Genomic DNA, 15,083 nt, shown 5'->3' with positions numbered 1-15,083 from the left:
GCGGCTACGCGGCGAACGTCGAGGCCGTCACGACCCCGGCCCCGCCGGCGCTGCCGTACGACGACGCGCCCGCGGCGCACGTCGAGGACACCCCGGACACCCCGACGATCGACTCGCTGGTCGCGATCGCGAACGAGCGATTCGCCCGCCCGGACCGCGCCTGGACCGCCGCCGACACGCTGAAGAACGTCGTGCTGGCCCTGGTGCAGCCGACCGGCGTGCGCGAGCTGCTCGTCGTCGGCCTGCCCGGCGACCGCGAGGTCGACCTCAAGCGCCTGGAGGCCGCCGTGGCCCCCGCCGAGGTCGAGCCGGCCGTCGAGGCCGACTTCGCCGCGCACCCCGAGCTGGTCAAGGGCTACATCGGACCGCTCGCGCTCGGCCCGAACCCCGAGGGCCTGGCCGCCGACGCCGAGGGCCGCACCGCCGTGCGGTACCTGCTCGACCCGCGCGTGGTCGAGGGCACCCGGTGGATCACCGGCGCGAACGAGCCCGGCAAGCACGTGTTCGACCTCGTGGCCGGGCGCGACTTCGCCGCGGACGGCACCGTCGAGGCGGCCGAGGTGCGCGCCGGCGACGAGGCGCCCGACGGCTCCGGCCCGCTGGAGCTCGCGCGCGGCATCGAGATCGGCCACATCTTCCAGCTGGGCCGCAAGTACGCGCAGGCCCTGGGCCTGACCGTGCTCGACCAGAACGGCAAGTCCCAGGTCGTCACGATGGGCTCGTACGGGATCGGCGTGTCCCGCGTGCTCGCCGCGCTGGCCGAGGCCAACCACGACGACCGCGGCCTCGCCTGGCCGGCGGGCGTGGCGCCCGCCCAGGTGCAGATCGTCGCGACCGGCAAGGACGCCGCGGTGTTCGACGCCGCCGAGTCGCTGGCGCAGACCCTGGACGCCCGCGGCATCGAGGTGCTGTACGACGACCGGTTCAAGGTCTCGCCCGGCGTGAAGTTCGCCGACGCGGAGCTGCTGGGCGTGCCGCTGACGGTCGTCGTGGGCCGCGGGCTCGCGGACGGCGTCGTCGAGGTGCGGCCGCGCGTGGTCGTCGAGGGCGGCCCGCAGGCCGAGCAGGTCCCGGTCGCGGAGGCCGCGGACCGCGTGGCGGAGCTGGTGGACGCGCTGCTGGCGCGCTGACCCGGCGCGCCGCGACGGCCCCGCACCCCTGCCGGCCGGCGGGGGCGCGGGGCCGTCGCGCTGTCGGGCGCCCCTCGCGGGCGCCGCGGCGCGGGTCAGCCCGCGGTCGGGGAGGGGGACGCCGCCGGCGTCGCCGGGAGGCCCGGGAGGGCCGTCGGGGCCGCGCCCCAGGCGAGCGACTCGACCGCGGAGGTGCGCAGGCCGTCGACCGCGGCGGTGCGGTCGGCCGTCGACGCGCCGGTGTCGAGCACGGCGTCGGCGTGCACGGCGGCCAGGTCGGTCAGCAGGCCGGCCGCGAACGCCCGCACGGCCTCGGCGGTCGACAGGTCGCCGCCCAGCTCGTAGGCCACGCGGCGGGGGTCCTCGGCGGTGCCGGCGACGCCGACCGCCTCGGCCCACGCGGTCGCGGTGGCGCGGTGCGCGGCCGCGGCGGACCGGGCGCGGGCCCGGGCGTCGTCGGACAGCCGGGCGGCGGCGACCTCGAAGCCGTAGCCGGCCTGGTCCTCGGCGAGCACGAGCGCGAGGGCGTCGGCCCGGTCGAGGTCGGCGCCGAGCGCGTCGGCGGGGCTGCTCGCGGTGGGCGCGGGCGCCGGGCTCGCGGCGCCGGTGGCGGACCCCGACGCGGACGCCGACGGCAGCGCCGCCGACCCGTCGCCCGACCCCGACCCGTCCGCCGACCCGCCGGCCGTGAAGCCGCCCTCGGGCTCCGCGTCGACCGCGGGCGGCTCGGCGCCGAGCGCGGCCGCGAGGCGGTCGGTGAGCTGGGCGCGGGACGCCGCGACGGACGCGAGCAGCCGGGCCAGCGCCGGGTCGTCGGCCGCCCGCGCGTCGGAGCGGGCCTCGGAGGCGGCGGCGCCGAGCAGCGCCAGGACGTCGGCCGGGGTGGCGGCCGGGTCGGTGGCGGACAGCGTGGGGGAGGGCGTCGCGCCGTCCGGGAGGGCCAGCCCCGACTCGTACACCCCGCCCAGGGCCTCGACCTGGACGCGCGCGGTCGAGGCGACCAGCCCGAGCACGGCCCCGACGCCCTCGTCGGCGCCCGCGGCGGCGGTCTCGGCGGCGGACGCGAGCGCGAGCGCGTCGTCGACCGCGTCCCGGCGGACCTGCTCCGCGGCGTCGGGCACCGGCTCGGCGGGCGGCTCGGTCTCCAGGCGCAGGCCGCAGCCCGACAGCAGCGCGGCGGTGCCGAGCGCCAGCGCCCCCGCGAGGGCGCGGGCGCGCCGGGACCGGACGGGAGCGGGGCGCGCGGCAGGGCGCGGGACGGTGCGGGGCATCGCGGGCGATCCTGCCACGGACGCCCGCCCGCGGACCGGACCCGAGGTCCGGTGCCGGGGCCGGTGTCGCGCACGTCGCACCCGGTCCGGGCCCCGTCCGGCGGGTGCGGCGCCACGGAGTCAGTACGCTGGTCGCAGCACGCGGTCCGCCGCGCGCCGCTCCACCGTGCAGGACCGACAACCACACAGCGTCGACGTCCCCGGTGTCGGCGTGCGCGCGACGAGGCCGCACCCCGCCGAGGACCGACACAGGAGGTCAACATGCCCGCGCCCGCCAGCGCGCAGCGCATCCGGGAGACCATCGAGCCGGTGGTGACCGCCGCCGGCCTGTGGCTGGAGGACGTCGAGCTGGGCCGCGAGGGCGGCCAGGCCGTGGTGCGCGTCGTGCTCGACGCGCCCGAGGACGTCGAGGAGCAGGTGGACCTGGACGGCGTCGCCGACGTGTCCCGCGCCGTCTCCGCGGCCCTCGACGACCTGGACGGCCTGCCCGACCGGTACACCCTCGAGGTGTCGAGCCGCGGGGCCACCGCGCCGCTCGTCGCCCGCCGGCACTACGCGCGGGCCGTCGGCCGGCTCGTGGTGCTGCGGCTCGCCGACGGCGGGTCGCTGACCGGCCGCCTCGTCGACGTCGAGCGGGGGACCACGGACGCGGACGACGCGGTGGTGGTCACGCCCGAGACGCCGGGCGTCAAGGGCCGGCCGGCCAAGATCGGCGACCCGGTGCGGCTGCCGCTGGCGCAGGTCCGCGAGGGCCGCGTCGAGGTCGAGCTGGTGCGGGACAAGGACGAGGCACGGGGCGGCGACACCGCCCCCGACGGGCCGCAGGGCCGGGAGGACTGATCGTGGACATCGACATGCAGGCGCTGCGGCTCATCGAGCGGGAGCGCGAGATCAGCCTGGACGTGCTCGTCTCGGCCATCGAGCAGGCGCTCCTGTCCGCGTACCACCGGACCCCCGACGCCCACGCCGACGCGCGCGTCGAGCTCGACCGCCGCTCGGGCCACGTCACCGTGTGGGCGCGCGAGCGCACCGTGGTGCCCGCGCCCGACGCGCCGGAGCCGGCGGAGGACGAGGACGGCACGGTGACCGCGGTGCCGCCGACCACGACCTCGCTGGGCCCGGAGTTCGACGACACCCCGGCCGGCTTCGGCCGGATCGCGACCGCCACGGCGCGCCAGGTGATCGTGCAGCGGCTGCGTGACGCCGAGGACGACCAGGTGCTCGGGCAGTTCCGCGGCAAGGAGGGCGAGGTCCTCGGCGGCGTCATCCAGCAGGGCCGCGACCCGCGCGTCGTGCTGGTGGACGTCGGCGGCACCGAGGCCGTGCTGCCCGCGCACGAGCAGGTCCCGACCGAGAAGTACGTGCACGGCGAGCGGATCCGCGCGCTGGTGCTCGACGTGTCGCGCGGCTCGAAGGGCCCGCAGATCACGCTGTCCCGCACGCACCCGAACCTGGTCCGCAAGCTCTTCGAGCTCGAGGTCCCGGAGATCGCCGACGGCCACGTCGAGATCACCGCGCTGGCCCGCGAGGCGGGGCACCGCACCAAGATGGCCGTGCGGTCCCGCGTGCAGGGCCTCGGCGCCAAGGGCGCGTGCATCGGCCCGCTCGGCGCCCGCGTGCGCGCGGTCATGGCCGAGCTGCACGGCGAGAAGATCGACATCGTCGACCACTCGGACGACCCGGCGGAGATGGTCGCGCACGCGCTGTCGCCGGCGCGCGTGCTGTCCGTCACGGTCGTGGACCCGGCCGCCCGCGCCGCGCGCGTGGTCGTGCCGGACTACCAGCTGTCGCTCGCGATCGGCAAGGAGGGCCAGAACGCCCGCCTCGCCGCGAAGCTGACGGGCTGGCGCATCGACATCCGGTCCGACGCGCAGGGCGCCGACGGCGGTCACGAGGCCCCGCACGAGGCCCCGCAGGCGGCCGGTTCGCCCGCGGCGGACGGCGACGCCGGCGCCGCCGGTCGAGTCGGGTGACGTCGCGCGCTAGACTGAGGTCGGCTGGGCCGGACGCCCGGCTCTCCTCGCCGAGCAGGCGCCACCCCGACACCCACGCAGCGGACGACGCTGCGGAGGTCGTCGTGGGCCCGGTGCGCACGTGCGTGGGGTGCCGGAACGCCGGTCCGAGGTCGGTCCTGCTGCGCGTGGTCGCGGCGACGACGGACGCGGGTGACACCGCGGTCGTGGTCGACGTGCGCCGGGCGCTGCCGGGCCGGGGGGCGTGGCTGCACCCCGATCCTCGTTGTCTCGAGCTCGCCGAGCGCCGTCGTGCGTTCCCGCGGGCCCTGCGTCTCGCGGGGCCGCTGGACACGTCCGCGGTGCGGGAGCACCTCGGGGCCTAGAGGAGGACCGTCGCCGCCCGGGCAACCCGCCGGGGTGGCATGTGCACCGTCGAACAGGGAAAGCGGGTCGAAGAGCCGATGGCTGCCCGATGAGCACGCACCGATGAGTACCCAGCGATGAGTACCCAGCACTAACGACGGTCCGACCCTGTCCGGGCGGGCCGAGACAGGGAGAGATGTGGCCAAGGTCCGCGTCTACGAGCTCGCCAAGGAGCTCGGAGTCGACAGCAAGTCCCTCATGACCAAGCTGAACGAGCTCGGAGAGTTCGTGCGCTCGGCGTCCTCGACGATCGAGCCGCCGGTGGTCCGCAAGCTGCGGGACACCTACCCCGCCGGTGGCGGCGCCAAGCCCGCCGCGAGCCGGCCCGCCGCCGCCCCGGCTGCGACGCCGGCGCCGTCGGCGACCCCCGCCGCCCCCGCGCCGTCGGCCCCGGCCGCCGCCGCGCCGGCTGCTCCTGCCCCGGCCGCGCGCCCCTCGGCGCCGGCCCCGTCGCCCGCCCCGGCGGCGCGCCCGGCCGCCGCAGCCCCGGCTGCCCCGGCCCCGGCCGCCCCCGCGGCACCGCCGGCGTCCGCCCCGTCGGCCCCGGCCGCGCGTCCCGGTCCGGCCCGTCCGGCCGCCCCGGCGCCGCGTCCGGCCCAGCAGGCCCGCCCGGCCGAGGGCCAGGGTGGCGGCGGCGACCGCGGCCCGCGCCCCGGCGGCGCGCCGCGTCCGGGCGGTCCGCGCCCGGGCAACAATCCGTTCGCGTCCTCCCAGGGCATGCCCCGCTCCGGCGGTCCGCGCCCCGGTGGCCCGCGCCCGGGCAACAACCCGTTCGCGTCCTCGCAGGGCATGCCCCGCCCGGGCGAGCGCCGCACCGACGCCCCGGCCGCCTCGGCCGGTGCGGGTGCCGGCGACCGTCCCGGCGGTCCCCGTCCCGCGGCGCCGCGTCCCGGCGGCCCGCGCCCGAACCCGGGCATGATGCCCGGCCGCAGCACGAGCGGCGTCGGCCGCCCCGGCGACCGTCCGGCCCGTGCCGGCGGCGGCGGTGGCCGTCCCGGTGGTGGCGGCGGCTACGGCGGCGGCGGTGGCCGTCCCGGCGGTGGCGGCGGCTTCGCCGGCCGTCCGGGTGGCGGCGGCGGCCGTCCCGGTGCCGGTGGTCGTGGCTCGACCCAGGGCGCGTTCGGTCGCGCCGGCGGTCGTCCGGTCCGCGGGCGGAAGTCGAAGCGCGCGAAGCGCCAGGAGTTCGAGCAGATGCAGGCGCCGTCGCTCGGCGGCGTGCAGGTGCCCCGCGGGAACGGCTCGACCGTCATCCGCCTGCGCCACGGCTCGTCGCTGAACGACTTCGCCGACAAGATCGACGCCAACCCGGCCTCGCTGGTCACGGTGCTGTTCCACCTCGGTGAGATGGCGACCGCGACGCAGTCCCTGGACGAGGACACCTTCGGCACGCTGGCCACCGAGCTCGGCTACGTCGTGGAGATGGTCTCGGCCGAGGAGGAGGACCGCGAGCTGCTCGGGGCCTTCGACATCGACCTGGACGCCGAGCTCGAGGGCGAGGGCGACGAGGACCTGTTCCCGCGCCCGCCGGTCGTCACGGTCATGGGTCACGTCGACCACGGAAAGACCAAGCTCCTCGACGCCATCCGGTCCACGGACGTCGTCGCGGGCGAGGCCGGCGGCATCACCCAGCACATCGGTGCCTACCAGGTGCGTACGGAGCACGAGGGCCAGGACCGGGCCATCACGTTCATCGACACCCCGGGTCACGAGGCGTTCACCGCCATGCGTGCCCGTGGTGCGCAGGTGACGGACATCGCGATCCTCGTGGTCGCGGCGGACGACGGCGTGATGCCCCAGACCATCGAGGCGCTCAACCACGCCCAGGCGGCCGGCGTGCCGATCGTGGTCGCGGTCAACAAGGTGGACAAGGAGGGGTCGAACCCCGCCAAGATCCGCCAGCAGCTCACCGAGTACAACCTGGTGGCCGAGGAGTACGGCGGCGACACCATGTTCGTCGACGTCTCCGCCAAGCAGCGGATGGGCATCGACCAGCTGCTCGAGGCCGTCCTGCTGACCGCGGACGCCGCGCTCGACCTGCGGGCCAACCCCGACAAGGACGCCCGCGGTGTCGCCATCGAGGCGAACCTGGACAAGGGCCGCGGCGCCGTCGCGACCGTCCTGGTCCAGTCCGGCACGCTGCGCGTCGGCGACGCGATCGTGGCCGGCACGGCCCACGGCCGCGTCCGGGCGATGTTCGACGAGCACGGCGACAACGTCACCGAGGCGGGCCCGGCCCGTCCGGTGCTGGTCCTCGGCCTGGCGTCGGTCCCGAGCGCCGGCGACACCTTCCTGGTGGCGCCGGACGAGCGGACCGCGCGGCAGATCGCCGAGAAGCGCGAGGCCGCCGAGCGCGCCGCCCTCCTGGCCAAGCGCCGCAAGCGCATCAGCCTCGAGGACTTCACGCAGGCGCTGCAGCAGGGCAAGGTCGAGACCCTCAACCTGGTCCTCAAGGGCGACGTGTCCGGTGCCGTCGAGGCGCTGGAGGACGCGCTGCTCAAGATCGACGTGGGCGACGAGGTCGACCTGCGGGTCATCCACCGCGGTGTCGGTGCGATCACGCAGAACGACGTCAACCTCGCCACGGTCGACAACGCCATCATCATCGGCTTCAACGTCAAGTACGCGGAGCGGGTGGAGGACCTCGCCGAGCGCGAGGGCGTGGACGTCCGGTTCTACTCGGTCATCTACCAGGCGATCGACGACGTCGAGGCGGCCCTCAAGGGCATGCTCAAGCCGGAGTACGAGGAGGTGCAGCTCGGTTCCGCCGAGGTGCGCGAGGTGTTCCGCTCCTCCAAGTTCGGCAACATCGCCGGCTCGATCGTCCGGTCCGGGGAGATCCGCCGCAACACCAAGGCGCGGGTGCTCCGGAACGGCGCGGTCATCGGCGACAACCTCACCGTCGAGTCGCTCAAGCGGTTCAAGGACGACGCCACCGAGGTCCGCGAGGGCTTCGAGTGCGGTATCGGCCTCGGGTCGTACAACGACATCACGGTGGGCGACGTCATCGAGACCTGGGAGATGCGCGAGAAGCCGCGCTCCTGACCGGTCCCACTTGCGGGTCTGCCCCCACGCGTCGAGCGTGGGGGCAGGCCCGCGGCCGTTCGTCCGCCCGCCGACGCGGGCGCTGAGAGGAGATCGACATGGTGGACCACCCCCGGGCCCGCAAGCTCGCGGACCGCATCCAGCAGATCGTCGCGCAGATGCTCGACACCCGGATCAAGGACCCGCGCCTGGGCTTCGTGACGGTGACCGACGTCCGCGTCACCGGCGACCTGCAGCACGCGAGCGTGTTCTACACGGTGCTGGGTGACGAGGAGGCCCGCACGGGCACGGCGCAGGCGCTCGAGAGCGCCAAGGGCCTGATCCGGTCCGAGGTCGGCAAGCAGACCGGCGTCCGGCTCACCCCGACGCTGGAGTTCCACCTGGACGCCGTGCCGGAGACGGCCGCGCACCTGGACGCGGCGCTGCTCGAGGCCGCGCGCCGGGACCGCGAGGTCTCGGCCCTGGCGACGGGCGCCCAGTACGCCGGCGAGGCGGACCCGTACCGCCGGCCGGCGGACGAGGACGAGGCGGACGCCGACGAGGCGGACGCCGACGAGGCGGACGCGGCGCGCTGAGCGTCCCGCCCGCCCGCGGCCGTGAGGTCGTCACAACGACACGAGGTCGTCACTCCTGAGTGACGACCTCGTGCCGTTGTGACGACCTCGGCGAACGACGGCCCGGGCGGGGCGGGCGCACCGCCCGGGGCGCGGTCAGGCCTCCGCGCGGGCGTCCTCGCGGCCGGTCCCGCGCGGCATGGCCAGCGACGCGACCGCCGCCAGGGCGATGACGGCCGCGCCCGTGAGCACCGCCGGGCGCAGGCCCGCGTCGAACCCGTCCGGGCTGATCGTCCCGCCCGCGGCGGTGAACACCGCGGTCAGCACCGCGACGCCGAGCGCCACCCCGACCTCCCGCAGCGTCGAGTTCGTCGACGACGCGGTGCCGTGGTCGTCGGGCGCCATGCCGGACAGCACGGCGGTGGCGCTGGGCGCGAAGGTCAGGCCCATGCCGACCCCGGCGAGCACCAGGCCCGGGACCAGCGCGGCGTAGCCGCCGTCCGACGCCGCGAACCCGAGCCACGCCAGCCCGGCCGCCTGCGCCACGAGGCCGCCGGTGAGCAGCACCCGCACGCCGACCCGCGGCGCGAGCATCCCGGCGACCGGGGCCACCACCATCGGCGCCGCGGTCCAGGGCAGCGTGCGCAGGCCGGCCTCGAGCGGGGAGTAGCCCTGGACGATCTGCAGGTACTGGGCGAGCAGGAACACGGCGCCGAACGCGCCGAGCGAGAACGCGAAGCCCGAGACGTTCGCGACGGAGAAGCTCCGGGACCGGAACAGGCGCAGGGGGACGAGCGCGTGCGGGGTGCGGGCCTCGTGCGCCAGGAACAGCGCGAGCGCGACGACGCCGCCGACGATCGGGCCGAGCACGCCGGCCGACGTCCAGCCGTCCTCGTTGCCGTGCACCACGCCCCACACGATCCCGAGCACGCCCGCGGCGGCGAGCACGAGGCCGAGCAGGTCGAGCCGCTGCGCCCGGCCGCGGCCCTCGGGGAGCGCCCGCAGCACCAGCGGCACCGCGACCAGGGCGACGGGCACGTTGATCCAGAACATCGCCTGCCAGGAGATGCCCTCGACCACGGCGCCGCCGACGACCGGGCCGAGCGCGACGCCGAGGCCGGACACCCCGCCCCAGACCCCGATGGCCATGGCGCGGCGGGAGGCCGGGACGGCCGCGGCGAGCAGGGTCAGCGACAGCGGCATGACGGCCGCGGCGCCGACGCCCTGGAGCGCGCGGGCGGCGATCAGGGCACCGGGGGAGCCGGCCAGGGCCGCGGCGATCGAGCCCAGGGTGAACACCGCGATCCCGCCGAGGAAGGTGCGGCGCCGGCCCCACCGGTCGCCGAGGGTGGCGGCGGCGATCATCAGCGTCGCGAACGCCAGCGCGTAGGCGTTCACCACCCACTGCAGGTCGGTGAGCGTGGCACCGAGCTCGGCCTGCAGGACGGGCAGCGCGCTGGTGACGACCAGGTTGTCGAGCGTCGCCATGAACATGGGCAGCGAGGCGGCCAGCAGGGCGACCGCGACCGGGACGGCGCGGGTCGCGGGGCGGGATGCGGTGCCGGGCGGGGTCGCGGGCGCGGTGCGGGCGGCGGCTGCGGCGGGCGGGGTGTCTGCCGGTGCCCCGGCGACGGGGCCGCCCGGGGCGGTGGTGCGGGTCTGCGTCGACATCGGGGCTCCTGTAAGCATCGGCTGATTACTTCGACCGGACGCACGCTAGTAATCGACTGATAACCTGTCAACCATGGACCTCGAGCACGCCGCCCGGCCCGCCCCCCGCGCCCCCCGCATGTCGGGGGACCAGCGGCGCGAGCAGATCCTCGCGGCCGCGATCGAGGTGTTCGCCGAGGGCGGCTACGCGGGGACGACGACCGACCAGGTGGCGCGCGCCGCCGGGGTGTCGCAGCCCTACGTCGTCCGGCTGTTCGGGTCCAAGCAGCGCCTGTTCCTCGAGGCCTACCGGCACACCACCGAGCGGGTGCTCGCGGCGATGACCGCGGTCGAGCCGGGTCCCGGCGCGGTCGAGCGCACCGGGCGCGCCTACGTCGAGCTCATGGCCGACCGCGACCTGCTCCGCGTGTTGATGCACGGCTTCACCGCGGAGGACCCGGAGGTGACCGCGCTCGCCCGGCACACGCTCGGGGAGGTGTTCCGGCTGTTCCGGCAGCGCGTCGAGCCGGACGACCCGGACGGCGACGAGACCGCCCGCCGGTTCGTGGCCGACGGCATGCTGATCAACGTGCTGCTCAGCTCGGACGGCTTCGCGCACGCCGGCGCGGACGCCGGGTTCGACGCGCTGCTGCGCTGCTTCGCGCCCGAGGTCGTGGCCGCCGGGACCGCCGCCGGGACCGCCGCCGCAGCGGGCGACCGCGCCGGGGTGTCCGCGTGAGCCCCGCGCGCGACCAGCGCCGCTCCGACCGTCCCGACCGCCCGCGCCGCCCCACGGCGCCCGACGGCCTGCTGGTCGTCGACAAGCCGCAGGGCTGGACCAGCCACGACGTCGTCGCGAAGGCGCGCGGCCTGGCGGGCACCCGCAAGGTCGGCCACGCCGGAACGCTCGACCCGATGGCGACCGGCGTGCTGGTGCTCGGCGTCGGCCGGGCCACCCGGCTGCTCACCTACGTCGTCGGCGCCGACAAGGAGTACACCGCGACGATCCGGCTCGGCGTGGCCACGACCACCGACGACGCCGAGGGCGAGCTCGTCGCGCGCGCCGACGCCGCGGGGGTGACCCGGGCCGCGCTCGACGCGGGCGTCGCCGCGCTGACCGGCCCGATCCAGCAGGTGCCGAGCGCGGTGAGCGCGATCAAGGTCGACGGGCAGCGCGCCTACGCGCGGGTCCGGGCGGGGGAGGACGTCGAGCTCGCCGCGCGGCCGGTGACGATCTCCCGGTTCGACGTGCACGAGGCCCGCGAGGTGCCCGACGCGGACGGGTCGGGCGTCGCCGCGCTCGACGTCGACGTCACGGTGGTGTGCTCGTCGGGCACGTACATCCGCGCGCTGGCGCGGGACCTGGGCCGGGGGCTCGGCGTCGGCGGGCACCTGACCGCGCTGCGGCGGACCCGGGTCGGCGGCTACGGCGTCGACGGCGCCCGGTCGCTGGCGGACCTGGAGGCGTGGCCGGCCGACGTGCCGCTCGAGACCCTCCCGCTGGCGGACGCCGCCCGGGCGACCTTCCCGGTGCGCGAGCTGACCGAGGCCGAGGCCCGGGCGCTGTCCTACGGCCAGCGCATCCCCGCCACGGGCACCGGCGCGGGCGTGACGGTCGCGGCGCTGACCCCGGCGGGCGACCTCGCGGCGCTCCTCGAGGACCGCGGCCCGCACGCCCGCCCGGCCCTGGTCTTCGCCGCTGCGACCTGAGCAGTACGCCGAGGTGGGGCCTCCGGGCCGAGACGGGACCGCCCGCGGCCCTGTCTCGGCGGAACGGTCCTCTCTCGGCGCCAGATGCGCCGACGACGTCGCACGCGCCGGGCTCAGCCCAGCGCGGCCACCACCGCCGCGACGCGGCGCTCCCGGGTGGCGTCGGTCTTCGCGCCCTCCACCGCCAGCACGTGCGCGCGCTGCTTCGAGTACGACAGCGCCGCCCACGCCTCGGCCACCGCCGGCCCGCCGGCGGCGAGCGCGGCCGCCAGGTCCGCCGGGACCTCGACGGTGCGGGGCGCGTCGTCCACCGCGAGGTCGACCTCGACGGGCTCCCCGGCCTCGATCCCGGCGGCGGCCCGGTTCGCCGCCGACACGCCCACCCAGGACCCGCCCGCGTACGGGGCGATCGACCCGCGGTAGGCGTGCCCGTTGATCGTGACGACCACGGGCACCCGCTTCCCGAGGCCGAGCCCGGCGACAACCTCCTCGGGCACCTCGATGCCGGTGGTCGTGCCGCCCGTGGCGACGAGCGTGGTGCGCAGGGTGACCATGCGGGACCTCCGGGGTCGTGGGCCGCGGCGCGACCGCGGGCCGAGCGTAGCGCCGCCGCGCGCGAGGCACCCCGCGCGCCGTGGCAGGCTTGTCCCCGCGCCGCGACCCCGCCGGCGCCGAGCGCGCCGCGAGGCGCCGACCGACGGGAGAGCTGGTGCAGCGCTGGACGGACCTCGCGCAGGTCCCCGCGGACTTCGGGCCGTCGGTGGTGACGGTCGGCAACTTCGACGGGGTGCACCGCGGCCACGTCGGCGTGCTGACCCGGATGGTCGCCGACGCCCGCGCGGTGGGCGCCCGCTCGGTCGCCGTGACGTTCACGCCGCACCCGCAGCAGGTGCACCGCCCCGAGACGGCCCCGCCGCTGCTCACCGGCGACGCCGACCGGCTGGAGCTCCTGGAGCAGACCGGCCTCGACGCCGTGCTGCTGCTGACCTACACGCTCGACTTCGCGCAGCAGACCGCCGAGGAGTTCGTGCGCCGGTTCCTGGTCGACGGGCTGCGCGCGCGCACCGTCGTCGTCGGCCGGGACGTGCGGTTCGGGCGGGGCAACGCCGGCGACCTCGCGACGATGGTCGAGCTGGGGGAGCGGTTCGGGTTCGCGGTCGAGGTGATCGAGGACGTCGCGCCCGACCCCGTGGACGCGCCCGGCGACCCCGCCGGGGACGCGGCCGACCCCGCCGCGGACGCGCCCGACCCCGCCGCCGCCCTCGCCGACCCGCTGCGCCGCCGCTGGTCGTCCACCTGGGTCCGCGAGCTGCTGGTCGCCGGCGACGTCCGGCAGGCCGCCCGCGTCCTCGGCCGCCCGCACCGGATGCGCGGCACCGTCGTGCACGGCGACAAGCGCGGCCGCGACCTCGGCTTCCCGACCGCCAACCTGTCCCCGGACGCGACCGGCATGGTCCCGGCCGACGGCGTGTACGCCGGCTGGCTCCGCCGCCCGGCCGTGCCCGCCGGGTCGCCGGACGCGGTGCTGCCCGCCGCGGTGTCGGTCGGCACCAACCCGACGTTCGCCGGGCTGCAGCGCCGGGTCGAGGCGTACGTGCTGGACCGCACCGACCTCGACCTGTACGGCGAGGAGGTCGTGCTGGAGTTCGTCGAGCGGCTGCGCCCGACGCTGCGGTTCGACTCGGTGGACGAGCTGATCGCCCGCATGCACCAGGACGTCGCCGGGGTCCGCGAGGTGCTCGCCGGCGCCGCCGGCTGACGACCCGCACCTGGTAGACTCGCACAGCCGTCAGAACGGCCGCGGAACGAGAGCGCCCGGGTGGACCTGCCCCGGAGCACCGCGCAACGAGACAATCCAGGAGAGTCGTGCCCCTCGACAGCGCCACCAAGAAGTCCATCATGGCCGAGTACGCCACCCACGAGGGTGACACCGGCTCGCCGGAGGTCCAGATCGCCCTGCTGACGCAGCGCATCAACGACCTCAACGAGCACCTCAAGACGCACAAGCACGACCACCACAGCCGCCGTGGGCTGCTGCTGCTGGTCGGCCAGCGTCGCCGGCTCCAGGGCTACCTGCAGAAGGTCGACATCGACCGCTACCGCAGCCTGATCCAGCGGCTCGGCCTGCGCCGATGACCGCGTGACCAGCCCGGACCCCCGCGGGGGTCCGGGCTGGTCCTGCGTCGGGCCCCGGGGTCCGGGACCCGACGCCAGCACCACCACCGCACCACTCTCACTCCGCGCCGGTCGACGCGTCCGGTCCTCGGTAGTGGTTCCCGGAACACCGTGTCCGGGTGCCTCGATCGAAGACCGCCGTGACCGGTCCGGCGCCTTCGAGACAAAGGAGGGCACCCGTGGAGGGTCCCGAGATCCAGTTCGCCGAGGCCGTGATCGACAACGGTCGCTTCGGCACCCGCACCGTCCGCTTCGAGACGGGCCGCCTGGCCAAGCAGGCCGCCGGCTCCGCCATGGCGTACCTCGACGGCGAGACCGCGCTGCTGTCGGCCACGACGGCCGGCAAGCACCCCAAGGACCAGTTCGACTTCTTCCCGCTGACGGTGGACGTCGAGGAGCGGCAGTACGCCGCGGGCAAGATCCCCGGCTCGTTCTTCCGCCGCGAGGGCCGCCCGTCGACCGACGCGATCCTGGCCTGCCGCCTGATCGACCGCCCGCTGCGCCCCCTGTTCGTCAAGGGCCTGCGCAACGAGGTCCAGGTCGTCGTCACCGTGCTGGCGATCCACCCGGACGACGCGTACGACGTGCTGGCGATCAACGCCGCGTCCATCTCCACCCAGATCTCCGGCCTGCCGTTCTCCGGCCCGGTCGGTGCGGTGCGCATCGCGCTGATCGACGGCCAGTGGGTCGCGTTCCCGCGGTACACCGAGCGCGAGCGCGCGACGTTCGAGATCGTCGTGGCCGGCCGCGTGGTCGAGGGCGGCGACGTCGCGATCGCGATGATCGAGGCCGAGGCGCCCGAGAAGTCCTGGAACCTCATCAAGGACGAGGGCGGCGTCGCCCCGACCGAGGCCGTCGTGGCCGAGGGCCTCGAGGCCTCGAAGCCGTTCATCAAGGCCCTGGTCGAGGCGCAGCAGCAGCTCGCCGCGCAGTCGGCCAAGGAGACCCGCGACTTCCCGACGTTCCCGGACTACCAGCCGGACGCGTACGAGGCCGTCGAGGGCGCCGCCGAGGCGAAGATCCTCGAGGCCATGCAGATCGCCGACAAGCAGACCCGCGAGGGCCGCCTGGACGAGATCAAGGCCGAGGTCCTGGACCAGCTCGCCGCCTCGTTCGAGGGCCGCGAGAAGGAGCTGTCCGCCGCGGTGCGCTCGGTGACCAAGAAGGTCATCC

Annotated in this window: 13 protein-coding genes and 1 pseudogene; 11 read left to right on the top strand and 3 right to left on the bottom strand. The window is 76.5% G+C overall.

Annotated features, from left to right (window positions below; genetic code table 11):
- Positions 1-1,130 (top strand): His/Gly/Thr/Pro-type tRNA ligase C-terminal domain-containing protein (locus VER05_RS02500; protein WP_324843819.1); only part of this gene is annotated, 1,130 nt, incomplete at its 5' end.
- Between the two features lie 95 nt (positions 1,131-1,225).
- Here VER05_RS02500 and VER05_RS02495 read toward each other — a convergent pair.
- On the bottom strand, positions 1,226-2,401 hold the full coding sequence (locus VER05_RS02495) for a DUF4439 domain-containing protein (RefSeq protein ID WP_324843818.1): 1,176 nt from the start codon (positions 2,399-2,401) through the stop codon (positions 1,226-1,228).
- 261 nt (positions 2,402-2,662) lie between these two features.
- Between VER05_RS02495 and rimP the strand changes: the two genes are divergently transcribed.
- The 5 genes from rimP (at position 2,663) to rbfA (ending at position 8,396) form a co-directional block, all read left to right on the top strand.
- Positions 2,663-3,241, top strand: a complete 579-nt coding sequence (rimP, locus tag VER05_RS02490; RefSeq protein ID WP_324843817.1) for a ribosome maturation factor RimP — start codon at positions 2,663-2,665, stop codon at positions 3,239-3,241.
- A gap of 2 nt (positions 3,242-3,243) precedes the next feature.
- Positions 3,244-4,374 carry a transcription termination factor NusA gene (nusA, locus tag VER05_RS02485; protein WP_324843816.1) on the top strand — a complete coding sequence of 377 codons (1,131 nt, stop codon included), beginning with the start codon at positions 3,244-3,246 and terminating at the stop codon, positions 4,372-4,374.
- Positions 4,371-4,739 (top strand): YlxR family protein, encoded by a 369-nt coding sequence (locus VER05_RS02480; protein ID WP_324843815.1) that lies wholly within the window; start codon positions 4,371-4,373, stop codon positions 4,737-4,739. Before nusA ends, VER05_RS02480 begins: the two co-directional genes overlap by 4 nt.
- A 178-nt stretch (positions 4,740-4,917) precedes the next feature.
- Positions 4,918-7,821, top strand: coding sequence for a translation initiation factor IF-2 (infB, locus tag VER05_RS02475; RefSeq protein WP_324843814.1), 2,904 nt, complete (start codon positions 4,918-4,920; stop codon positions 7,819-7,821).
- Between the two features lie 98 nt (positions 7,822-7,919).
- The gene (gene rbfA / locus VER05_RS02470) at positions 7,920-8,396 is read left to right on the top strand and encodes a 30S ribosome-binding factor RbfA (protein WP_324843813.1); all 477 of its coding nucleotides are present in this window, start codon (positions 7,920-7,922) and stop codon (positions 8,394-8,396) included.
- Between the two features lie 135 nt (positions 8,397-8,531).
- Here rbfA and VER05_RS02465 read toward each other — a convergent pair whose 3' ends face one another.
- On the bottom strand, positions 8,532-10,046 hold the full coding sequence (locus tag VER05_RS02465; protein WP_324843812.1) for a DHA2 family efflux MFS transporter permease subunit: 1,515 nt from the start codon (positions 10,044-10,046) through the stop codon (positions 8,532-8,534).
- A gap of 73 nt (positions 10,047-10,119) precedes the next feature.
- On the opposite strand from VER05_RS02465, the gene VER05_RS02460 reads away from it, so the two are divergent.
- On the top strand, positions 10,120-10,764 hold the full coding sequence (locus tag VER05_RS02460) for a TetR/AcrR family transcriptional regulator (RefSeq protein WP_324843811.1): 645 nt from the start codon (positions 10,120-10,122) through the stop codon (positions 10,762-10,764).
- Positions 10,761-11,735, top strand: a complete 975-nt coding sequence (gene truB / locus VER05_RS02455) for a tRNA pseudouridine(55) synthase TruB (protein WP_324843810.1) — start codon at positions 10,761-10,763, stop codon at positions 11,733-11,735. The genes VER05_RS02460 and truB overlap by 4 nt, the downstream gene beginning before the upstream one ends.
- A gap of 113 nt (positions 11,736-11,848) precedes the next feature.
- On the opposite strand, the gene VER05_RS02450 is transcribed toward truB, so the two are convergent.
- Positions 11,849-12,289 carry a YdeI/OmpD-associated family protein gene (locus VER05_RS02450; RefSeq protein WP_324843809.1) on the bottom strand — a complete coding sequence of 147 codons (441 nt, stop codon included), beginning with the start codon at positions 12,287-12,289 and terminating at the stop codon, positions 11,849-11,851.
- 155 nt (positions 12,290-12,444) lie between these two features.
- Here VER05_RS02450 and VER05_RS02445 point away from each other — a divergent pair, with 155 nt between their 5' ends.
- The 3 genes and pseudogenes from VER05_RS02445 to VER05_RS02435 all read left to right on the top strand — a co-directional run.
- Entirely contained in the window at positions 12,445-13,494 is a 1,050-nt protein-coding gene (locus VER05_RS02445) for a bifunctional riboflavin kinase/FAD synthetase (protein WP_324843808.1), read from the top strand.
- A 107-nt stretch (positions 13,495-13,601) separates the two neighbouring features.
- Positions 13,602-13,871 (top strand): 30S ribosomal protein S15, encoded by a 270-nt coding sequence (gene rpsO, locus VER05_RS02440; protein ID WP_154730160.1) that lies wholly within the window; start codon positions 13,602-13,604, stop codon positions 13,869-13,871.
- A 218-nt stretch (positions 13,872-14,089) separates the two neighbouring features.
- A pseudogene (locus VER05_RS02435) lies at positions 14,090-15,083 on the top strand (polyribonucleotide nucleotidyltransferase); the annotation flags it as partial.

Origin of the sequence: Cellulomonas sp. (genome assembly GCF_035634735.1) — a bacterium.
Taxonomy (GTDB): Bacteria; Actinomycetota; Actinomycetes; order Actinomycetales; family Cellulomonadaceae; genus Cellulomonas.
This window is presented reverse-complemented; position numbering and strand designations above follow the sequence as displayed.